Origin of the sequence: Sneathiella glossodoripedis JCM 23214, from assembly GCF_000616095.1 — a bacterium.
GTDB lineage: Bacteria > Pseudomonadota > Alphaproteobacteria > Sneathiellales > Sneathiellaceae > Sneathiella > Sneathiella glossodoripedis.
In genome coordinates this window covers 1-22,340 of sequence record NZ_BAMS01000006.1, presented here as the reverse complement: position 1 = coordinate 22,340, position 22,340 = coordinate 1, and the positions used below count along the sequence as shown (strand labels likewise).

Below are 22,340 nucleotides of genomic sequence, written 5' to 3'. Positions count from 1 at the left end.
AAGGCATTCACTGATACATGCCTGCATCACCCAGTGCCTTTCAATTTTTCAAGCATGCTTTGCTTTTCCCCTGATTGATACAGCTTATAAATTTCCGATATTTCTGCTTCACTCAAGTCACGACCAGCTAATGACACTATTTCTGCTTTTATGTCACTGGTAATTGGTTTTATCGAAGAGCTCGAGCCCGGTATTTCTCCAGACGCGGCAATAACACCTGTAGCAGGAGGTTTACTTTGTACCGCCTCGGATTTTACGCGTGAGCGCCTAGCATTTCGCTGTTTAATTGCCTGCAAACGAGATAATCTGGCTGACATTTCATTTTCACCAGTTCTTCCTGCCTGTTCAGCAGTTTTCGGTTTCGCTCTATCAGGTTTGGAAAGTACCAATTCAGGTTCAGCTTGCGGTGCTTCAAATCCTTTGGGTCCTCCCAAAGCTAAATGTTTGGGGCCCTGCAGTTTTTCAAGAATGTCATCACGGAAGCCAAAGTCATCAACCATTCCATTACGCAGGACAACAATTTTATCAGCATAGCGCAAGACGTTGGGCCGATGGGCAACAATTATGATGGTCATGCCTTCATTCGAGAGGGAATCCATTGCCTTCATTAAGGCATTTTCTCCCTCGCTATCCAAATTGGCGTTTGGCTCATCCAGAACTAGCAAACAGGGATTTCCATATATAGCCCTTGCCAGTGCAATGCGTTGTCGCTGTCCACCGGACAAGGCAGCTCCGCCATCTCCGATCTGAGTTTCATATCCCTTTTCCATGCGAAGAATCATCTCATGGACGCCTGCTTTCTTCGCCGCTTCTATAACCAATTCTGAATCACCCTCAGCCATGCGGGAAATATTTTCCCGAATTGTTCCAGAAAACAATTCAACATCCTGTGGCAGGTACCCAATATACTGGCCGCGGTCCGCTGCTGGCCATTCCGACACATCCATATTATCCAGACGCGCATGCCCATTCCTTGGATCCACATTTCCAACAAGGATTCGAGCAAGTGTTGATTTGCCAGCAGCAGTCGGACCAATAAGACCAACAATTTCGCCAGCAAGAACTTTAAAGCTTACATTACGAAGGACAGGCTCGGAATGACCGGGGTGTGAATAGGTGACATTTTCAACACTTACATTTCCTTTTGGACGAGGTAGCGGCATGGATTTCGCCTCAATGTCCGTTTCAGCTATTTTTGCTTTAAGTCGGCCATAGGCTGCGCGTGCACCAATAAAACCTTTCCAGGTTCCAATTGCCTGCTCAACCGGTCCCAGCGCCCTCCCCATAATCATCGATCCGGCAATCATGGAGCCGGGCGTCATATCACCCTGTATGACAAGCCATGCACCAGCGCTTGAAACACCGATCTGCAACCCCATTCTGAAAAATTTGGAGAGTGAAGATACAATCCCACCCCGGTCACTGGCATTTGCCTGCATATCAAGCGCCTGATCATTGGCTTTCCCCCATTTTGCCAACAGATTGGGCATCATGCCCATCGCCTCTATGACATCCGCATTTCTCGCCGCTGCCTCTGCTTGGCTCATGGCGTTAAAGGCATGCTGACTGCTTTGCGCCAATGCCTTTCTGGTAACCACTTCGTTTAAAAGTGCCAACAAAAACAATATTCCCGCTCCGGCAAGGGCTATGCCGCCCAGCAAGGATGAAGCAGAAACATAATACCGAGAAATATGGGAGCAAAGGGGGCGTCCAAGATTGGAAACACACCTGCACCAGTTAAGAACGAGCGAAAGGTGTTCAGGTCCCTCAACCCTTGTATGTTGGGGTCTTCGCCTTTTTTTAACGTAGAATAAATACTGGCGGTCAGGGAAATGCCGCCGAGGCGTCGATCCAGCCAGGAGCTTAATCTTACCATTACATAGGTGCGCACACCCTCAAGCGCTGCCATCGTCACAAGCGCGATTGTCGCGACAAGCAAGAGCATTATCAGTGTATCTGTATTTCGGCTTGTAATGACCCGGTCAAACACCTGCATCATAAACAAAGGTGCCGTCAACATAAGCACATTAATGCACAAGCCAAACAGGGCAATAATGACAAAGACCCGGCGACATTTACTAAGGGTTTCTTTTAAGAGTGTATGTCCTTTTTGCTTCACAGCAGCACCCGACCTGCGTTTGTCATAAATATTATTATACGTTGCGCCTATAACACTACCGTCAATAAACCCAAAATAAACAAAAGCTTCGCTTTTACACGCGTTAAAAATGTAGTTATATTCCTGCGTTAGTGAATAATGCTTTAATGTGGCTAAAATTAGTTGGGTTGCTACCAGCGGGAGGCTTTTGTGAAAAACATCTTTTTGAAAACCGTCTTTCGATGCGCCTTCGCAGTAGGCGTGGCCATGTCGCTTGCGGCATGCACATCCTACCCTGAACTCTCTGAAGATGCACCAACGACCTTAACAAGTGCTCCTGAGTATGTAATCGGGGCACATGACGAATTGCAGGTATTCGTCTGGCAGAATCCTGATCTTTCTGTAACCGTTCCTGTCCGCCCCGACGGTAAAGTATCAACTCCATTAATTGGAGATATCCAAGCCGCCGAAAAAACGGCTGACCAACTGGCTAAGGACATCGCTGTCAGGCTTAAAGATTATATTGTAGATCCGGTTGTCACGGTATCGGTGACAAAGTTCGCGGGCCCGTACAGCCAACAGGTTCGGATCGTTGGACAGGCCGTTCAACCAATGGCAATTTCTTTCAATGATAAAATGACCGTTCTGGACGCAATGATTGCGGTTGGTGGCATTACCGAGTTTGCTGCGGGCAACCGATCAATCATAGTGCGTTATGAAAATGGCCAGAAAAAAACATATCGTGTTCGTCTGGACGACCTGCTTCTTGACGGAGACGTTTCTGCAAACGTACCGCTTCTGCCGGGTGACATCATCATCATTCCCGAAAGCTGGTTCTAGAGTTTAAGAAAACACTGGAAGCAATTAGCAGTCAGGACACAGGTACGTTGAGCTCACCGCACAAGCAGATAAAATTAACTTCGGCAATTGCAGCGCCATCTGGCACTGCAGTTGCTGTGCTTTTCGCAAGCGTCACCATGTATTCACACGCTGCCTCGGCGAATGACTGGACGTTTGAGCCGTTTGTGGCGGCAGAAGAGCAGTTTACGGATAACGTATTTGGCACAACCAATAATGAGAAAAGCGATTTTATCACAACGCTCGATCTTGGCTTCAACGTCACAGGCAATACCCGCCGCAGCGAAATAAATCTTAGTTACACGCTTTCGCAGGATTATTATGCCAAATATCATGAACTCGATGGGTACCGGCAAAATTTGATCGGAAATGCAACAGTTGAACTGATTGATGACCGATTTTTTGTTGATGGCCGAGTTACCTTTACAGAAGAAACTCTTGATACGGTGGGAGCTACAAGTGCGGGGAATAGAACCCAGTCCGGAGACAGAACACAGGTTTTTAATGGCTCCATTTCACCATATTACACACAGAACCTCGACGACTGGGCTATTTTAACTGCTAAATATGGATATTCCGAGACCCGGTTTTATGAGCCCAATGTTGGTGCGGATACGGCCAATCCTTCCAATCAGCAATCCAATGAATTCCAACTCAATCTGGGAAGCGGCATTCGATTTGAAAAACTGAAATGGTCTTTTGATAATCGAGCAGTATTTAACGAGTCCGATGTAGGAGATGAGTTTACTCACTATTCCAGCGTGGTGACGGGTGAAATCCCGGTTAGCCGGATGTTTTCCTTTCTGGGAACCATTGGTTATGATGAGTTTGATATAAATTCCATTTCTGATGAAGATGATCTTGGAGGTATTTTTGGCGGTACTGGCATTCGATTTCATCCTAACTCGCGAACTGATGCCAGTTTTCAGATAGGGCACCGTTTTGATGATCTGGTGTTTGACGTAAATGTTTCCTACTTGCCAACCAGCCAAGACAGCATTTCGGCAACCTATACCGTAAATATCAATGCTGCAGATTATTCGCTGGCAAACACAGATATTCTGGATGAGCAAGGCGAACTGGTCCAACCGGACTTTTCTGTCGCCAGATATATTGATGGTGTCAGCAAAACCAAAAGCCTGCAAGTTTCCTGGCAAGGGTCGCGAGGGCGAAACAGTTATGGCCTTTCTGGAAATTATATTGAACAGGAAATTCTTGAAGATAATAGCAGTGAACGAAATGTCGGTATTAGCGGTAATTTCTCCAGACAACTGACACCACGCGCAAATTTAAGATTGTCCGCTGGTCTTACAGAGGTAATTGACGGTCAAACTCCCAGTGCAGAAGAAACCGTATATAGTTTTGGCGCCAACTATATCTATGAGTTTGGAAACGGCTTGAGTGCAAGCGCAGGATATTCAAACCTGACACGTAAGAATGACAGCAGCGGCGACATTACAGAAAACTCTTTTACAGTTGGATTACGCAAAGCATTCTGAAACCCTGTTTCAGTTTGGCTGATATTCAACAGCCCCAACATCCGTTTTGCTGCCAGTAGGCCTTGGTTTCCCATAAAAATCATTTGCGACTCCAAGCCCATCCATCCCAGCGTCAATAGCTCTGCTACCGGCCTTTAATCGAAAGTCATTTTCATCCGGGTTCACAAAAAGCGCATAAGGGTTGCGTATAATCTGGTTTTGAAGCTGTAACACACCACCATCTGGAAAACTGAACGAATGCGCTAGATTATTTGCGACAAGATTCCCTGAAGAAGCTTTCCCGTTTTTATAATTTGTCACTCTAATCCACGCTGGTCCAGGCTTTTTACCAGTTGGATCAAATACCGTGTTATTCAGTATTTTAACATTCTCAGCACCAAGAACCGTTATTCCATGCCAATGATCGACAATTACAATGTTGTTTTCAATTACCCAATTTCGAAAATGCCCACCAAACATTCCAACACCTTGCATTTCGCAGGCTGGAGAATTATCTGGCCGGGCATTTCCAATAATTAAATTCTTTCTAAAAACAACATTTTGAACAACCCCAGCACCCAGCTTCCCGTCGTCACCGACACTCCAAGACTGAAACCCATCGTCGTGGTTATCGTTTACAGAATGACAATTTAAAACTGAGTTTTTTTCAAAGAGGGCGTTGTCTCCCAGTCCTCGCAAACCATCACCAGCAAAATCGCTTACCGTATTACCGACAACTTCGGAATAATCCCCCAACATTGAAATTCCAAAATTTATGTTCGTAACTTCATTATCCAATATCTTTATGTGTTCACCGCGGGAGAAAACGCCGGAAAGCAATCCCGAATTCCATCTGCTTTTTGTCCAGCCACTGGTATTGGCTGCGGACTGAATAAGTGAGTTCCGGATAACTATATGCTTGGCCCTTGCCTCAATATCTACCAAGTTGCGGGCGCTCGAAGGAGTGTTGTGATCCTTGTGTACTTTCACACTCTCAATTGTCCAATTATCAGAACCCCAGAGCGTAATTTTGGAAAATACTGCCTTATGTTTTTCTATGGAAATTAATCTGGTTTCTTTACTTTGGTCAAAGTTCCTGATGACCAAGTTTCCATAATTCCCGGGGTACAAATAAATAGTATCCCCCGAAACAACCTTATCAGAGGTCAAAAATTCGAGTAGACCGTTCACTTGTACTGGAACGGCCTTTTCAGGTGCGGAGCCTGCATTTCCAACCGCATACACATAGTGATCTTTTGCAGTTCCTGTCTTGTAACTATAAGTACAGAAAACAAATACAATTAGGACCCTTAGCAGCAGTTCCATGATTTTTGCCTTTTAACTCTGCAGTTTTTCCAGCAATAATTTCACTAATTCTTTGTCTCTGATGACTAGAGCAGGTTCGTCATCCTCGTCCTCGGCGGCGCTCCCTTTTTCATCCATATCGCTGGCAGGGTAAGCCTCTTCTTCACCAAGCTTAAATACCCCATGCTCTTTCTTGTCTGCGATCACCTCATCGACGACTTCGCTATCGATCTGTTCTGCCATTTGTGCGAAGCCATAGACGAGACAAGTATCACATAGAATATTTATAATTCTTGGAACGCCACGGCTCGCTTCAAAAATCCGTTCACAAGCGAGGTCTGTAAATAATCCACTCTCTCTTCCTGCAACTTCAAGGCGGTGAGTAATATATTCTTTCACATCCTCTTTGCCCAAAGAAACAAGATGAAAATCCGATGCAACTCGTTGCGCAAACTGGACCAGCTTCGGTGATTGAAGCAGGGTTTTGAGTTGCGGCTGCCCAACCAGAATTAATTGTAGTAATTGGTCATTATCCGCATTTATGTTGGACAACAAGCGCAACTGCTCCAAAAGTTTGTGACCTAAATTCTGAGCTTCATCAACAATTAAAATAGTCCTTCGCCCTGATGCATACTGCTCAATAAGGAATTTCTGCAACTGATCATGAAGCGCAACCTCGGATGGGTTGTCATAGGGTTGATCAAAAGCCGACAGAACCCATTCCAGCAAATTCCCCCCTTGAATGTTTGACACAAGGCCAACCGTATAGTCTTCTTCGAGCCGGTTTAAGAGGTGCCTGATGAGTGTGGTTTTCCCACAGCCAATTTCACCGGTAATAACAGTGAACCCAGCGTGATTCATTACGCCATATTCAAGCATGGCGTAGGCGAGTGAATGTGTACGGCCCCAATAAATAAATTCCGGGTCGGGTTGGATTGAAAACGGCTTATTCTTTAGCCCGTAAAACTCTTCATACATTCGCTAAAACCAAACATGGCAACTGCCTAAAAGAAAGGATTGCCCTTCGAAGGATACAGGCAATCCCTTAACAAATAACGACTCTTCGTAGCAACTTATGGCGTTTTCAACTTTTCAAGCTGCTCTTTGGCTTCATCCATTTCTGGATAAGGGTTGGAAGCACTTATTTCAACTGCTTTCTCAAGCTCTGTAAGAGCTTTATCAGTTCGGCTCTCTGCAAGGTAAGACATACCCAAGTGATATCGGAGCGTTCCAAATTCAGGCATTTTCTCGACTGCCTGTTCCAATAACTCCGTCGCCAACTCATATTCGCCCAACTTATAATGGATCCAGCCAAGTGTGTCCTGGAAATGAGCTATAGTCGAGCTTCTGAAACGTTTTGCGTAAGTATAGGCCTTTCGCAAATTTTCTTCATCATCATAAACTGTAGACATCAAACTTGCGAGATTATTAGCGACAACATCCGTATTCGGCCGCTCTTCAAGGATGTCTTCGTAAACAGAGATCGCTGCTTTATAGTCTTTCTGCAACTCATAAAGCCCGGCTTGCGACATCATCAATGTATAATTTGCGGGCAACTCTGCAAGCCCACGGTCAAGTGTCGCTTGCGCTGCACCAAAGTCCTGACGACGAACGTGGTGAGTAAATAGTGCATAATAAGCAGACTCGTATTTGGGCGCTGCCGTTATGACTTTTTCATACATTTTCAAGGCTTCTTCTTCATTCCCTGAACTACTTTGTAATTGAGCAATTAACAGGTTCGCAGCATGATTGTCGGGTCGCGCAGCAACTATTTCGTTCAAAAATGTCAAAGCTTCTTCTGTTTTACCTTGCGAAACATACAAGCGAACAACAGCAACCAGAGTGTTTACACCACCTGGAAGATTTTCATGAGCTGACTTAAAAGCCTCCATACTCTTTTCCAGATCATTTTGACCCGCGTAGGAGCGTCCCAGAATCTGGTCCGAAACAGGATTATCCTTATCGATTTGTTTTAGATAAGCAGCAATTTCCTCCGCAGCGGTCCAGTTCTGCTGAATGAGATGAACTTGGGCAAGCGAAGTCAATAGCGCCCGATTTTGCCGTGCACCTTTCAATGATTGCTCCAGCACCTTAGTCGCTCGGTCAAAATTGGTGCGACGAATTAAAAACTGTGCGTATTGTAAAGATGCGGTTGGCGCATTTCGCGAAAGTTTCACGGCTGCAGCAAATCGATCGTCTGCCAACTCTACGGCACCGTTCATTTCATGAGCACGCGCAAGCAACAATGTTGCCCGCACGTTATCGGGCTGATCTCTCAAAGCGGATCTCAGATCCGTAATCCCATCCTCAATTCGCCCCTCATCAAGCGCCAATGCAGCCCGCATGGTCAGCGCCTGAATATTACGGTTATCAGCAGCGATTGTTTCTTCAATCAGCTTGTTTACCTCTTCCAATTTGCTTTCACGCAAGAGCAGTTCGGCCAGCTTTATACGAGCGTTCAAGCCGTCCTCTTCCGTGCCTGCACCGGTTATAACCTTTTGCAAAATGGATTTTGCGCCTTCTATATCCCTCTCCAACAGATACATTTCAGCCAGTGCGAGTTGATAGATATATTCGTTTGGCTGGTCTTTTATTAGTTTCTGAAGCTCGGATTTTGCAACTTCAGTTCCAGAAACCGACTGCAGATAGCGAACGATATCAAGCTTTGCATTGGTATCTTCAGGATTTTCTTCTGCAATTGACCGAATTTCCTGTTCCGCTTTATCCTTATTCCCCTCAGCAAGATAAAAACGGGTCAGATTAGTACGGAACTGACGGTTTTCAGGGTCAACCTGAATAAGCTCACGAAAAGTCTCCTCAATACCTTGCTTATCTTTCTGCATTTCATGAACGCGCAATTTTGTAAGCAAAAGCGGTACATTTTCAGGATGAACTTCACGGCTCATCGCAATAATATCGAGGACTTTTTGATAGTCCTGCTTCCCAAGCGCCTCAACTGCAATTACGAGACTGGCCTCAACATGTCCCTTATCCAACGAAAGTGCTTTTTGCGCGGCTTCCAGTGCCTGCTCCTGCTGTTTATCCTGTAATAACACTGCAGCTCGCAAGGACCAAACATCTGGATTTTCTGGTGCAAGCCTCAGAACCAAATCTGATTTTTCACGGGCCTCCTCGGGTCGTCCAGAAAATAGCATGATTTTCGCCAAGCGAACCTGAGCGCCAACGTGATTTGGATCCAATTCAACAGTTTTAAGCAAATCACCTGCATACTGCCGCGCTTTGCCATTTTTCTCTTCTAACAGTGCCAGATGATACCATGCATCGGCTATATTTGGGTCAAGTTGCAACGCATTGCGAAATTCCAAATCCGCCTTTTCAAAATTCTCCTCTTCGAACAATTGCATAGCATTCTGATAATATGCTTGCGCTTTTTCTTCCGGAGAGTCACAGGCGGTAAGGTTCAACAAAAGCAAGAGCCCAATCACAGCAGTGATTATCTTTTTACCTGCAGTACTTGCAATATAATGATTTCGCATCTGTTTACGTCCCAAATCTTGCGTCAGTCGCGTTAAATATCTGACAAGGCCTATCATGTGCCCGTTTTCTTTATACCATTTATACAATATTGATTGTTAACTATAATTGAACCTCTAAAGAGTTTATTAAACTCTTGGAAGTTTTCATGTACCAACAATAACCAGTGGGGGCACTGTTACGTGAACAACATTTTAAGATGTAGCGCCTTATTCTCTTTGCAAACCCCATGTAGAGATTAGTATTAATGGCAAATAACGAATTGGATGAGCTGACGGTGATTATCGTTAGTTACAACACTAGAGATTTAACTTTAAAATGTCTTGAAACGCTTTTTCAGAACACGTCACGCACTAAATTCAAGGCTGTTTTGTTTGATAATGCGTCACACGACGGTTCAGCCGACGCCGTTGCAAGGCACTTCCCCCAAGTTGAGCTTATTCGTTCCGATGAAAATCTTGGATTTGCAAAAGCCAACAACATAGTTGCGGAAAAAGCCGAAACGGAATGGCTTTTACTGCTCAACCCCGATACAGAAGTTCACAAACATGCCATTGACAATTTACTGAAATTTTCCCGGCAGCATCCAGAGGCGGGTATTACTGGTGGAAGAACAGTCTTTCCTGATGGTTCATTAAATATTGCCTCATGCTGGCAAAAGATCACCCTATGGAGCATGTTCTGTCATGCGTTTGGGTTGACAACACTCTTTCCTCAGACCAACCTTTTCAACCCTGAAGCAATGGGTGGTTGGAAAAGAGACACTGTTCGACATGTGGACATTGTGAGCGGCTGTTTTTTTATGATACGTAAAAAACTATGGAGCGACCTTGGGGGCTTTAATCTGAAATATGTAATGTATGGAGAAGAAGCCGATCTGTGCTTGCGAGCTAAAAAACAAGGTTACTCTCCGATGATTACTCCTGATGCACAAATAATGCATCTGGTTGGCGCGTCCTCTGACCAACGGCTTGACAAAACGCTCCTGATCCTAAAAGCCAAAATCACATTGATTATCGACCATTGGCCAAGGCTTACCACTTCCATAGGGTTAAACCTGATGAAACTGTATGTTTTCATAAGATGTGCCCGTTCAAAATCCTTCAGCTCGGCCCAAGAAGAAACATATTGGCAGTCATTATGGCAACGTCGGAAAGAGTGGATGCAAGGGTATAACTAACCAGAATTTTTTAATGCGCCAAGCACAACATCTGCTTTGGCTGACCAGGTGTGATCCTGAACAAATGCGCGCTTTTCAAGTGGCTCTTCACTATTCGCTAAGCAGGATTTAATCATGTCCTGAAACTCATTAGCGTTGGAAGCCACATGAATATGTTCCCTGAAAAAATCCACTTCGGGGAAATATGTGCTGACAATGGGTTTTCCAACAGCGAGATACTCTTTCATCTTGACTGGATTGCAGGCTTTTATCCAATCACTTTGATTCCAGGGCATTATCAATACATCGCAGGCTGCCATATAAGAGGCAACTTCTTCATATGGTCTTTGCCCCAACAGGTAGACATTTTCATAAGGGCACCAATTATCAGGCAGCGAACAGGCACCGATCATGACAAAAGAGACGTCAGGAAGCCCGCTCACAACATTTACAAATAATTCTGGATCAAATGTGTGGGCATCTATCCCCCCAATAAAGCCAACCCGCGGATGAGGGATACCGGACAAATCTGGCGGCTCTTTGCCATTTTTTTCATACGCAATCCCGGCTTTTTCAAAATGCGAGAAATCAACACCATGATCAACAAACAGAGATCCTGAGTTTTGCTGTTTTTCAGCTTGGTATAGTTCCCGAGAGCAAAAGAGAACGATATCCGCAATCTTTTTAAGCTCTGTATCGAATTCTTTTATCCGCTTCGAATTAACGCCGGCAAAATCTTCGAACCTGTCGGTACGCTGATATATAACTGCTTGTGATTTCAGATGCGGAACTGCAACCAGGCCAGGGGGACATGCGACCCAGACCAGCGGTCGCCTGATTCCACATCGCCAGGCAGCAATTTTCACCTGCATTACCAGTGCAGTTTTTGCAACCCACGCAGAAAATGGTCCGTTACCACCGCCAGGTAAGGTCACAGGGCTAAACACCGAAAAATTATTGCGAACCTTAACAAGACCTCTGAACAGGCTTTTCAATTTTCTTTTAATTCGGGTGACAAACATTGCACCTTCACCAATTTTTGGAGGGCGCATGCCAATTGAATTAACATAAAGAACTGGATATTTCTGACTAAACTCACGCATCATCTGAAGGTCGTAATGCCCTCGATTATGGTACCACCAGTCAACACCACCAAAACATATGACACCGTCAAATTCAGTATTTTCCATACTTTTTTTAAGCACGAGCCTTATCCGTTTTCTTTTATAAAATGTCGTAATGCGTCCAACAATGCGGGCTCTGCGAACTCACTTGCAGACGGCCTATCTGCCGTATGGACAGCCTCTAATGCCACCTTAATTACATTTGGAAATACCGTTTCGTCATCCGCAACAAAAATTCCAGACTTGCCGCAAAATTTACGTGCTGTCGCAACTTGATGATCGTTTCTGGTTTCCTTAAGTTGCCCGCGTCTTGGCATTATCAGCAGAGGTTTACCTGTAGTCTGCGCTGTAATTATTGTTCCCATACCCGCGTGAGAAATTATCAGCTCCGCCTGATCAAATTTTTTCTGATATTCGGTTGGGCCCAAATAGTCCACATAATCAAAATTTTGAGGTCGATAACTTTCGGGTGTTAGTTCCGCGAGTTGTCCAAACACCTGCACGTCTTGACTTTGGCTCCAGATATCAACTGCACGGATCAAACGATCAAAGCCGAGCTCATGTCCAACTGTCACAAAAATCAAATCACAGCCCCCTTAAATAATGGGCCGCCTTGATCTGGGTTGGCCAGATGTTCCCACTGTGTCAGGTAAAGATCAGCATATTTCGAGACTTTCTGACCAGATAATGACAATTCTTCAGAATTCGCGATGCTATCCAGCCAAATGGTTTTAGCGCCGGTTAGCTTACCAATTCTTAATGCAAAATACCCTGATGCCGCGCCTGTTGATACGACAAAATCCGGGCGGTGTTTTACAATAATCCATAAGATCTGAATAAGCTGTATTAACAAACGAATTTTTTGCCACCGATTTGCCGCAACAAAAGTTTCAAACACAGGCTCAGTCTGATTGCGATTAGCTGAAGATTTTAAAATCTCTGCAAAATATTCACTTCTTGTTGTAGCGTATATTACTTTGCAGCCATCCCAAGCCGGTGAAATTCGTTGAAGTTGCACCCAATGCCCTCCAGCGGACGAAATTGCCAATACTTTTATGTTCGTCATGGCCACAACTTTCGGTTCAATAATTCCTCATGGGTCACCAACTTAATATTATTCTTGAAAGCCGCGTCCAATAACGCTCTGGTTAAGTCAATAACGTAGCTGTGGCGATCTGGATTTTCAGTTCGGTTATGGTCATGTAACAATACCACCCCGCCATTTGCATCAATCACTTTCTTCACTATGTCGTTTATCTTGCTAGGCGGAGCCCATGTATCTGTTGAATCAAGTGTCCACCAGCCCAGTTTCATTTTTAAGAACATCGCCTGCAACATGTTTCCAAACGTGACTTTTCCGCTGGGCGGACGAAACAATAAAGGCCTTAAACCATGTTCCCCCAAGCTCTGCACTCCCTTTTGGATATCGATGAGCACACTGATCGGGTTACTCTTCCAAGCATTCCGATGTTGATAAGAATGACATCCAACAGCGTGCCCTTTCTCAACTATTTGACTCAAAACTTCTTTATTCGACTGCAATTTATTTCCTAATACATAAAAAGTTGCCTTGACCTTATAAGAATCCAGCAATTCAACTATAGGTATAGTCACTTGATGTGATGGCCCATCATCATATGTCAAGCACAGCAAGCCATATTTAGCGCATTTGTTGCGTAATTTTTGAATTGAATAGCGTTTAATGCAGTAGGGAAAAACAACCCAAACCAAACAGATAAGCGCAACGCAAATCAAAAAAACCTGAACAACAAACATCATAATTCCTTATAAGTTTTGGTAAGCAATGTATTTTCAATAAATCAGGTTGTTAATTAATACTTATATTTACTGAGAAAATGATTAACTATTAAATAAGCGCCATCTATAAAAGCTTGCTACCTAATTTTTACTATTTTTGATATAATTAAATTCTGAATTTCCCGTTTGCTAATTTTCGATTTGTGGGAGAATAAAACAGTGACTTATGAGGTTAGTTATTTCAAGAGCACTGAAGAGGATAAATTCTACAACCTCATTGGTAAATTAAAAAACGAAACCCAAGAAAAATACACGCATGACAGCTTATGCTTTTGGGCCCCACAAAATTTACTTGGCGGATACGCAATATTTGCGCATACAGATGAAGAGATAGCTGCCACTTGTTTTTTAACGAGAAGAGACATCCAGGTTTCTGGCACAACATATAAATGCTATGAAATTGGCGGAACTAACACTTATCCCCAACACCAACGACAAGGCTTGTTCTCCAAATTGGTGAACACTGCAAAAGCCATTGCATTTGATGATCCTGAAATCCAACTCATTTATGGCACTCCAAATGACAGATCAGGTCCAGGGTACAAAAAGCTAGGCTACAGTTTTATAGACCAGACCAACAGCCAACTCATTATTCTTCCACGGCTAACATCAATATTCAGAAAAAAAATACTCAAAAAGGCACCAGACGTTAAATCTTCTGATTTGCCTATAAGACGCGAAGTAAAAAGTATAAACGGCAAAATAGAAAAACTGTCCATTGATGAATACATTGCCGCCACCAGAAATTTTCGTCGTCTCAATTGTGCTAGCGAAGATTATTTGAAATCCAGGTTAAATAGAGTGAATTTTCCGGGCGAAAATCTGGAGCGCGCATATTTTCGTGTATACAATAAAGAATGGTCCTTCTTTCTTGCTTTAAAGAAGCATAAGCTTGACTTTTTAAACCTAATTTTGGTTTCAGAATGTTTTCACGACAAGGATTCAATTTCCTTTTCCACCAAATTGAAGTTAATCAAACTGGCCAGCAAGCTAACCTATTCAGACTATGATGGCGTTTATCTGAAAGACCAGGTAAACGTTCAACAGTCTAACCTCTTAAGTTATCTTTTTAGTGGATATGTTAAACACAGAACGCTTCCTATTTGTTTCCTGGAAAGCCCGTCACGACCAAGTATCATCACAGAAGAAAGCTCGAGAGAGATTACCAGCTCATTCCAAATGACTGATTGTGACATCGGATAGCATAAAGGTTTTCAGTACCTCTGGACTAATTTTTGCCCCCGATTACATCCAGAAATAACTTTCCAAGCCCCTTGTATCGAAAAAGTGAATACAGAAATACCACCGCTGCAAGGCAGGCTGAGGCCAGAGATACGATGAAGAAGTAGGAATATTGGCTTGATGACAATGCTTCAATATCTGCGTTCCATCTCAACAGGGCTAGAAAGGGAAGGATACATAAAAAATAAATACCGTATCTATAGCCCACCGAAATTTTCGATATTTTCGCACATTTAAGAAACAGCCATTCACTCGCCAAAAATTCCATCAGCAGCGAAACAACAAAAATCGCATAAATTGATTGGGTAAATACGGCAGCCCACCAAGCAAGAATAACACCGCCACCTCGTATTAAATTAGCTTGTGCAATATATTTAGTATTGCCAAACGCGAGGAAAAGAACTGTAGGGGTAACTCTAATTATCCTGAAAGCGTAATGCGCTCCAAGCAAGCCCATCAGCAAAAAAGGGACCGCATATGCGTTACCAAACAACCAACTTAGCAAAATGGCACCACCAAGCGTCATAATTCCCGAGAACCCAACCGCGAGCGTACCAATAATTGTGGCCATTACTCGCTCTGGATCTTGATAATCAGTGCCTGAGTGCAGGCTCTTGGAAAAAAACGGCACCCCTATAGACTGGCAAAATCTACTAGCAATTGCAGCTGGTGTCCATGTCAGCATGAATGCTGCTGAGTATATACCGAGCCATTGAGGGCCAAACTCACGGCTCACGATTACGCGTTCTCCCTGGAGAACCCAAAACATTAACAGTCCGTCGAACCACAAAGGGAAACTATATCTCCACAGCTCAATAAACTGTTCTTTATTGATTTTCAGCGAATAAACGGTTCGAGTGACACAGTGAGATAACAAGGTATGGGTGGCGGCGGTTACTATCGACAAGACAAGCAATGCTCTAAAGTCCGGGAATAAATAAAGAACTGGAAATGTTAAGAGCAAACTGACGACTTGCGGTACAGCCTGACATATTACAAATGGCCTAAAATTCAGATTTCTTTGTTCCACCCAATGAGAATTATTAATAAACGCTCTGAGGGCGGGAACTATTGCCATCATTGCAAATGCCCAACTATATTCAGGCAGAGCCATAAATTCAGAGATCAATCCACTGAACAAAAGTAACATAGCTGCGGTCATCAACCCGCGAAACAGAGTAATGGTGTGCGTAATACTGAGCCAATTTGAGGACGCATCCTCATGCTTACGAGAGAGAAACCTGCCGACCTCCAGACCACCAAGGACCTCTATAAAAGTGACTGAAACAGCTATTGCAGAAGCAATACCAAAATCTTCTGGCTCAATCGCGCGAGCAACAATGATGTTACGCAAAAATCCAAAAAACTGAAATGCCAGTTCACCTGTTACAAGGTAAACGGCTCCGCTGCGAACACGATTGTTATTGGTCATAAATTGCTTCTATTTTCATTCGTCACAATTTTCAAAGAATACCTCAAATAATAAATTTGATAGCCATGATTGTGCACAATAGTATTTTTTTAATTATTGTTTCCAAGCTTTTTCCTCGCCACTTAGTTTAGGATTAAGATTTTATATGATAAGCATTTCGCCAACCTTACAGTAATTCGAATAACAAAGGCCCCAAAAATGGAATTGTATACAGGATTGATTGCTATTGGGCTAAGTGTGTTAGCTTTAATGTCACGTCCTGGAACTGCCGTTGGAATAGTCATATTTTCTACTCTCATTTGGCCGGAGTATTTGAGAGTGGGAATAGGACCGGCTGAAATGTCGGCGCCCCGCATAATAGCGCTCTTACTCGTTTGCAAATTTGTTTTAGCGCCACGCGTAAAGTTACCAAAAATCAGCGCTGTCGATCTACTCGTTCTGGCCTTGTGGTTATGGACAATTTTTGCTGCACTCTTGAGCGAAAACGGCCCGAAACCATCAAGAATGGTTGGTGCTGGATTGGACACTGTACTGATTTACGTACTGGCGAGGATCGCGCTTACAACAGAGAAAAGCGTAAGGGATTTGATCACTCCAGTAGCTTTGATTTCTATTACTATGTGTTTGTTTGGCGTCTTCGAAGCAGCAACTCATTACTCTCCCTATCATCAGTTGGAACAATATCGTAACTGGGTAAACCTTGGCGATGAAGCAGGCCAAAGACTTGGTTTTCTACGCGCGAGGACGAGTACATCAACACCAATCTTTTTTGGTCTCGCGATGGTTCTACTAGCAGCTATTCTCTGGGCGACAAAATCGCATGCAAGACATATCGCCTTGCATTGGGTTGCAATAGCCGCTGCTGTATTAGGTGCTTTAACCTCTTTATCAAGCGGGCCTTGGATTGGTTGCGCCATTTTATTTTTCTGCAATTTTTTCGAGAAAAAAACAAAATACATAAAGCCAATGATTGGCATCAGTTTACTTGGCATTCTATTTGTCGAAGTTGTTTCAAACAGGCACTTTTATCACCTCATCAGTTATCTGGGGCTAAGTGGAGGCACAGCGTGTACAGAACAAGACTAATTGAAGTAATGATAAGCCATCTGAACGAATACTGGCTGATTGGAATGGATGGCAAAAGCACCGACCATTGGATCCAGGAAATCGGAAGTCAGGCCAGCCTGGATATTGTAAATCACTTCTTACTACTGGCTTACCTGAGCGGTATCATGGCCCCTATTCTCTATATTGCCTCGCATTATTACGCCGTTAAACAAGCGATCAAGTCCTACACTCGCTCAACAGAAATCCCATACCGACATTTGGTATTCTGCATGGCGTCAGCAATAGTTGCCCTTAATATTACGAGCATGTCTGTTGGTATTTATGGCCCAGCTTGATCATCAGTAATATTATGTTAGGGGGCCTTGTCTCAATAAATCAAATTGCTCCTAAGTCGCGCATTCCGCTTGGCCGCACACAAGGAAAAGAGCTCAAAAATCCACAGTTCAACAAAGTTTAAAAGGGGCAGAACACATATCACTTCTGCAATTTTTTTGAGACGACTTCAGAAACTTGCGCTCCCCAATTAGACCAACTTAATTGATCATCAAACTTATTTCGTGCGGCCTTCGAAATTTGCTCTAACTTCTTCTTGTTTTTCCACAGTTCGGCAATTCTGTTTGCATATTCATCGACCGTAGCAGTTTCTGGCATAAGTATACCCGTAACATCGTCATCAATAATATCAGGTACACCACCTGTTTCAGGTCCTACCGCTATGCATCCATACGCGGCTGCCTCCGCATATACTAAGCCAAATGCTTCTGCTTGTGTCGGCAGGACGAAAAAAGATGCCTCCTCAAACAGCTGACAAAAAAGACTTAACCCTTGGACTGTGCTCTTATCGATACTACCATGAACTGTCACGCCCTCCTCAGGCTCAACCCTAGCCTGATCATTAACAATGATAATTTCAGCATCGACTTGCAACTGCCTTAGCTTTCTGAATACCTCCAAAGCAATTTCACCGCCTTTGCGCTGCCAGTCCTTGCCGACAAAAAGTAACTTACAGGTACCATGAAATTTCTGTTCAAGCATTGCATCAGATAAATCCGGCAGGTTCGGAACATTTGCCCCAAAGGGAATCGCAAAAGCTTTACTTGATGAAACACCATAATACTCAATCGCAGACTTACGTGCCCAGTTTGAAGAACAAATTACAGCTCTTGCTCGCGATAAAGTAAGTTTTTCGATCTTGTTACCCTCAGATTCGAGCAGTTTCCATACTTTCGAAAATTCAGGATAATAATTGATCATCGCTGCGAATGTCGCATCTGAAATATGAACAATCGGAATGTCAGTCTCAACATGGGCCAGTTCAATTGAAGCGGCAACCCCGATAATCACATCCGGTTTAGTGTCCTGCACATAAGCAGCAATTTCTTTACCAATGTTTTTTGAGTAGAAGCTGGTGCGTGTTAAATCAATCGAATGATTTCCGAAATATTGGAACAGTTTTTTAAAAGCTTTTGAAACCAGCCTAAACCATCGCAAAGATTTAGGGACTAAGACATCCACATCTTCGAATTGTCGACATAGCTCTTCATATATAAAATGCGGGGTTCCCGACCAACTGCTTATATTTTTGGGATCATGCCGAGAAACATATAAGGCATTTAAGTTTTTACAGCCAATTCTTCGCAAGACTACACCAATTTATAAATAAACAGTTTCACCAACTGCCACGCAAGCCAATAACATATTAAAGCATTAAAAGGATTCTTAAACAAAGTCCAATGGCAAAAATAATACCATACATATTACGATGCTATTTTTTCTAACTTGCTTTATGTAAACTAGTAGTAAAAATTAGAACTGCTCTTTCTGATTTGTAATTATTAACGTCAGGCGACTATGGATCAAAAAAATAATATATATTACGGTTATGTTCGCTCCGATGTGCTGCGTTACGTCCCTCACACAGCTAACAGCATTCTGTCGATTGGGTGCGGGTTTGGAAGGACAGAAAAGGTCTTGATTGAACAAGGCAAGAAAATTACCGGTATCGAACCATCAGAAGAAGCCGCTCCGATTGCGGAGTCAAATGGCTTAAGAGTGATCAGAAAAACTGCGCAGGAAGGGCTTGACGAACTAGCCAACGAAACATTTGATTGCGTTATGTTGTCAGATGTCCTGGAACATCTTACAGAGCCACAGCAGATATTGCTCAAATGCAGCGAGCTCCTGCCATCAGGTGCAAAAATCATAATCAGTGTACCAAATTTTCGCCACTACAGCGTATTTTTCCACCTATTTATAAAGGGTACCGTCCCAAATAGAACTGCAGGTATTTTCGACAACACCCACCTTCAGATCACAACGATGAAGAGGGTCAAGTCATGGATAAAAAATGTCGGAGCAACCACTGAAAAAACCGAGTATAAATTCAGCGGTCGCCTAGAAAAATGGTTGTCGAAAATTACATTAGGAGTTTTGGATGAATTTCTGGCTCCACAAGTCTTGCTATGTGCGAAGAAAAACTAGCCCTCAAGTGATGAAATCGGACGCGTCCAGATCAACCGCGCTCACACCCAGCAGCTGTATTTCCATATCCGCATTTTGATCCCCATCAATGTCGATTGACAAAACATCATCCTGCTCATTGAAGATCACTTCAGTGTTACCAGTACTCAGGTCGAGCTCCAGATACTCATCAAACTGGTCGACATGAAGCGTTCTGTCAAACAAGTCATTTATCTGTGACATATCTATTGCCTGATCCACAACACTCACATCAGCAACCCGTCCATCCAAGGCACCTCCCCATGGAGTTCCGCCTGCAGTTACATCCCAATATAAAGGGTCACCGATTTCAATATCATGACCATTGCTAGAATATAAATTCTCTCCATTCATCCAAATTTCCAGAGAATTACTTGTCCCATCCAACACCACTTGAACGTCTTGCCAGCCAGGGCTCGTGATTACGTTATCAAAGGACAGGGGAAGGATCGAGCCGGAAGATTGCCTTAAACCTACCTGCAAACTGTTGTCTACAACAGAAATAGAGTACTGCGTGTGATTATATAAAACTGTTTGAGAGCCACCTGCCAGACTATTCATCTCGAATGTTGCGCTAATTGTCATAGACTCAGAACCAAACAAAGAACTGTCTCGTCCGAGATTGACAACACCCGCACCAAACTCATCAGCCTTTTCTGCCAACACCACATTTTTCTCATTTTCATTGAATGACTGAGCGGTGAACTCAGATCCAGTAGAAAATTTGAAGTCACCAAACGCGATGGCGCTGATATCAATTTTATCTGTATTTCCTACAGCGTCAAAATCAGTAATGACATCTCTATCCGTGCCAAGACCTGAATCAAAATAATTTTTAAACACAAATGTGTCAGATCCAGATCCACCGGTTAGATGATCCGCTCCCCAACCACCAAAAAGGACATCGTCACCAGATCCACCAATTAATGTATCATCGCCAAGAAAGCCTGAGATTGATTGATCACCTTCTGTATATTCAATCAAATCATCTGAGTTTGTACCTGATGAATTACCCAAATTTGAAGCTAATATTGAATAAACATCCGCACCAGCCCCAACATCTCCCTGCAGTTCAAACAGCTCAACATTATTTGAGTTTTGCGTAATATGCCCTTGAAATAATTCTGAATATGTCGCTCCATTGAAACCCGCTTCGTCTGCAATGAGGTTATTTTCATAACTAATTCCAGAAGAATTCTGTTCAACAAATGCGGTCGATATATTATTTGCAACGGTTCCGTTCGTCACACTTTCCAGCATGATCCAGGTATCTCTCTGTTCACCAACAGAGGACAAAACCGTATTATTATTTAACTCAAGTCCATCTACCCCCATCACAGTGATTCCGTGATAAGCAGATTGATTTATGACATTGTTTTCGATACTAAAATTCGTATTTGCAAGTGTATCGGAACCTGTAATGAAAATCCCCTGTACTGGCAATCCAGCACCTTGTGCCATAAAATTATTTGAGATCTGAATATTTTCAGTTCCCTCATCAGAACCCACCAACCAAAATTGAATAAAGTCAGCGTGATCTCCTTCCACGGGATAAAAACTTTCAAAGTTATTACCGTCAATTACGACATTTTGAACGCCAGAGAAATCGAACCCATCCGATTGCAGATCATGAACATAGTTCCCCCTGATATCCAGATTATCAGATTCCGAAAACATTGCACCGCGCTCGGTATTTGTAAATTCACTTGAATGAACAGTTACTCCTGAGCTGTGGTTCACATATAAGCCGAAAAGGCCTTCATTCATCATACCGGGCCCACCTGCAAAAGTGCTCCCTTCAAAAGAAATTGCGGAGCTACCATCCACTCGAACGACATGCGTTCCCCAGAAAGCCTCAGAGCTATTGTCTGCTCTAAACTCAATATCTGCAAAACTGATATTTGAGGAACCAGAAATATTTACATCAGCAAATCGCGCAGGATCAGCTGGATCCAGCGAAGAAATTGAAATACCGCTAGCTGCGTCTAAGCCTACAAGGTCAATTCCAATGTAATCGCCGGGTGCCACCTTGATAGACACACCATCCGGATTAGACTGTATGACCGACATCAGTTGCTCTTTGCTGGAGACGGTCACATATTCAGCTTCAGTAACCGGATCTTCTTCCTCGGCAGGCGGCACAGAAGCGCTACATCATTCGCATCAGATCCACCAGTAGTCTCTTGCATTTCAACGTCTAGTGGTTTTGCGACATCATTTGCATCCATGTCATACATTCGTTGGTAGATAGACGCACTTTCATCAACCTCCACTGCACTTCTCACCACAGAAACATCAGCCAGCATTCCATCAAAGGAGTCACCCCACGGCGTCCCCCCCGCTGTGACATTCCAATACAATGGCTCTGTCAGTTCAAAATTTGTTGCGTCTTGACTGTGAACATTTGATCCATCTACAAATATTTCAAGCGTGTTTCCCGCTGCATTCCGAACAACCTGAACATCGTGCCAACCGGTATCCGAAAACACGTCCTTAATATTTATATAGTCCAGGTTTCCATCAGACCCTCTTAGCGCTACTTGGAGGTCATTGTCCTTTACTGTGATGCCATACTGCATATGGTTCCACAAAAGCGTTTGATTTCCTCCATTTAGGGAATTTAATGAAAAGGTTGCACTGAGTGTGAAATTGTCCATTCCAAACAAGTCGGCACTCCGTCCAAGGTCAACGACATCTGCACCCAATGCTTCGGCATTCTGAACAAGTAATTCTTCCTCGGTTGGTGGAGTGGTAGTTGTCGCCT

At 43.5% G+C, this 22,340-nt stretch carries 20 protein-coding genes; 7 read left to right on the top strand and 13 right to left on the bottom strand.

What is annotated here, in order from left to right; all coding sequences use genetic code 11:
- Positions 1-26: 26 nt before the first annotated feature.
- Both JCM23214_RS21485 and JCM23214_RS24950 read right to left on the bottom strand, forming a co-directional pair.
- Positions 27-1,619: a type I secretion system permease/ATPase gene (locus JCM23214_RS21485; RefSeq protein WP_234397788.1), complete on the bottom strand. Its 1,593-nt coding sequence runs from the start codon at positions 1,617-1,619 to the stop codon at positions 27-29.
- 26 nt (positions 1,620-1,645) lie between these two features.
- Positions 1,646-2,119, bottom strand: a complete 474-nt coding sequence (locus tag JCM23214_RS24950; protein ID WP_199899687.1) for a type I secretion system permease/ATPase — start codon at positions 2,117-2,119, stop codon at positions 1,646-1,648.
- A 246-nt stretch (positions 2,120-2,365) separates the two neighbouring features.
- Between JCM23214_RS24950 and JCM23214_RS16655 the strand changes: the two genes are divergently transcribed.
- Both JCM23214_RS16655 and JCM23214_RS16650 read left to right on the top strand, forming a co-directional pair.
- Entirely contained in the window at positions 2,366-2,938 is a 573-nt protein-coding gene (locus JCM23214_RS16655) for an XrtA/PEP-CTERM system exopolysaccharide export protein (protein ID WP_084264919.1), read from the top strand.
- 47 nt (positions 2,939-2,985) lie between these two features.
- Positions 2,986-4,455: a TIGR03016 family PEP-CTERM system-associated outer membrane protein gene (locus JCM23214_RS16650; protein WP_025899932.1), complete on the top strand. Its 1,470-nt coding sequence runs from the start codon at positions 2,986-2,988 to the stop codon at positions 4,453-4,455.
- 9 nt (positions 4,456-4,464) lie between these two features.
- On the opposite strand, the gene JCM23214_RS16645 is transcribed toward JCM23214_RS16650, so the two are convergent.
- The 3 genes from JCM23214_RS16645 to JCM23214_RS16635 form a co-directional block, all read right to left on the bottom strand.
- Positions 4,465-5,760 carry a choice-of-anchor Q domain-containing protein gene (locus JCM23214_RS16645; protein ID WP_025899931.1) on the bottom strand — a complete coding sequence of 432 codons (1,296 nt, stop codon included), beginning with the start codon at positions 5,758-5,760 and terminating at the stop codon, positions 4,465-4,467.
- Positions 5,761-5,772: 12 nt separating this feature from the next.
- A complete protein-coding gene (locus JCM23214_RS16640) occupies positions 5,773-6,717 on the bottom strand; it encodes an ExeA family protein (RefSeq protein WP_025899930.1) in 945 nt (314 codons plus the stop codon).
- A gap of 95 nt (positions 6,718-6,812) precedes the next feature.
- Positions 6,813-9,236 (bottom strand): tetratricopeptide repeat protein, encoded by a 2,424-nt coding sequence (locus JCM23214_RS16635; RefSeq protein ID WP_159104380.1) that lies wholly within the window; start codon positions 9,234-9,236, stop codon positions 6,813-6,815.
- 245 nt (positions 9,237-9,481) lie between these two features.
- Between JCM23214_RS16635 and JCM23214_RS16630 the strand changes: the two genes are divergently transcribed.
- A complete protein-coding gene (locus tag JCM23214_RS16630) occupies positions 9,482-10,414 on the top strand; it encodes a glycosyltransferase family 2 protein (protein WP_025899928.1) in 933 nt (310 codons plus the stop codon).
- On the opposite strand, the gene JCM23214_RS16625 is transcribed toward JCM23214_RS16630, so the two are convergent.
- From JCM23214_RS16625 to JCM23214_RS16610, 4 genes are read right to left on the bottom strand one after another with little or no spacing between them, the layout of a single operon-like run.
- Complete coding sequence (locus JCM23214_RS16625) at positions 10,411-11,598, bottom strand: glycosyltransferase (protein ID WP_037493872.1); 1,188 nt, start codon at positions 11,596-11,598, stop codon at positions 10,411-10,413. The genes JCM23214_RS16630 and JCM23214_RS16625 overlap by 4 nt on opposite strands.
- Positions 11,599-11,603: 5 nt before the next feature.
- Entirely contained in the window at positions 11,604-12,092 is a 489-nt protein-coding gene (locus JCM23214_RS16620) for a glycosyltransferase (RefSeq protein ID WP_234397791.1), read from the bottom strand.
- Positions 12,093-12,097: 5 nt separating this feature from the next.
- Positions 12,098-12,583, bottom strand: coding sequence for a glycosyltransferase family protein (locus JCM23214_RS16615; protein WP_025899925.1), 486 nt, complete (start codon positions 12,581-12,583; stop codon positions 12,098-12,100).
- Entirely contained in the window at positions 12,580-13,296 is a 717-nt protein-coding gene (locus JCM23214_RS16610) for a polysaccharide deacetylase family protein (RefSeq protein WP_084264907.1), read from the bottom strand. Before JCM23214_RS16610 ends, JCM23214_RS16615 begins: the two co-directional genes overlap by 4 nt.
- Before the next feature lie 198 nt (positions 13,297-13,494).
- Here JCM23214_RS16610 and JCM23214_RS16605 point away from each other — a divergent pair, with 198 nt between their 5' ends.
- Positions 13,495-14,538, top strand: a complete 1,044-nt coding sequence (locus JCM23214_RS16605) for a GNAT family N-acetyltransferase (RefSeq protein WP_037493870.1) — start codon at positions 13,495-13,497, stop codon at positions 14,536-14,538.
- A 25-nt stretch (positions 14,539-14,563) separates the two neighbouring features.
- On the opposite strand, the gene JCM23214_RS16600 is transcribed toward JCM23214_RS16605, so the two are convergent.
- A complete protein-coding gene (locus JCM23214_RS16600) occupies positions 14,564-16,009 on the bottom strand; it encodes an oligosaccharide flippase family protein (RefSeq protein WP_025899922.1) in 1,446 nt (481 codons plus the stop codon).
- A gap of 198 nt (positions 16,010-16,207) precedes the next feature.
- Here JCM23214_RS16600 and JCM23214_RS16595 point away from each other — a divergent pair, with 198 nt between their 5' ends.
- The gene (locus JCM23214_RS16595; protein ID WP_025899921.1) at positions 16,208-17,095 is read left to right on the top strand and encodes a hypothetical protein; all 888 of its coding nucleotides are present in this window, start codon (positions 16,208-16,210) and stop codon (positions 17,093-17,095) included.
- Positions 17,077-17,412 carry a hypothetical protein gene (locus tag JCM23214_RS16590; protein ID WP_148301923.1) on the top strand — a complete coding sequence of 112 codons (336 nt, stop codon included), beginning with the start codon at positions 17,077-17,079 and terminating at the stop codon, positions 17,410-17,412. The genes JCM23214_RS16595 and JCM23214_RS16590 overlap by 19 nt, the downstream gene beginning before the upstream one ends.
- 139 nt (positions 17,413-17,551) lie before the next feature.
- Here the strand turns inward: JCM23214_RS16590 and JCM23214_RS16585 are convergent, their stop codons facing one another.
- Positions 17,552-18,718, bottom strand: coding sequence for a glycosyltransferase family 4 protein (locus tag JCM23214_RS16585; protein WP_148301922.1), 1,167 nt, complete (start codon positions 18,716-18,718; stop codon positions 17,552-17,554).
- A gap of 210 nt (positions 18,719-18,928) precedes the next feature.
- Here JCM23214_RS16585 and JCM23214_RS16580 point away from each other — a divergent pair, with 210 nt between their 5' ends.
- On the top strand, positions 18,929-19,558 hold the full coding sequence (locus JCM23214_RS16580) for a class I SAM-dependent methyltransferase (protein ID WP_025899918.1): 630 nt from the start codon (positions 18,929-18,931) through the stop codon (positions 19,556-19,558).
- Between the two features lie 3 nt (positions 19,559-19,561).
- Here JCM23214_RS16580 and JCM23214_RS16575 read toward each other — a convergent pair whose 3' ends face one another.
- Both JCM23214_RS16575 and JCM23214_RS21480 read right to left on the bottom strand, forming a co-directional pair.
- The gene (locus tag JCM23214_RS16575) at positions 19,562-21,718 is read right to left on the bottom strand and encodes a right-handed parallel beta-helix repeat-containing protein (RefSeq protein WP_025899917.1); all 2,157 of its coding nucleotides are present in this window, start codon (positions 21,716-21,718) and stop codon (positions 19,562-19,564) included.
- The coding region (locus JCM23214_RS21480; RefSeq protein WP_037493868.1) for a LamG-like jellyroll fold domain-containing protein at positions 21,670-22,340 on the bottom strand (671 nt) is incomplete at its 5' end. The genes JCM23214_RS21480 and JCM23214_RS16575, both read right to left, overlap by 49 nt.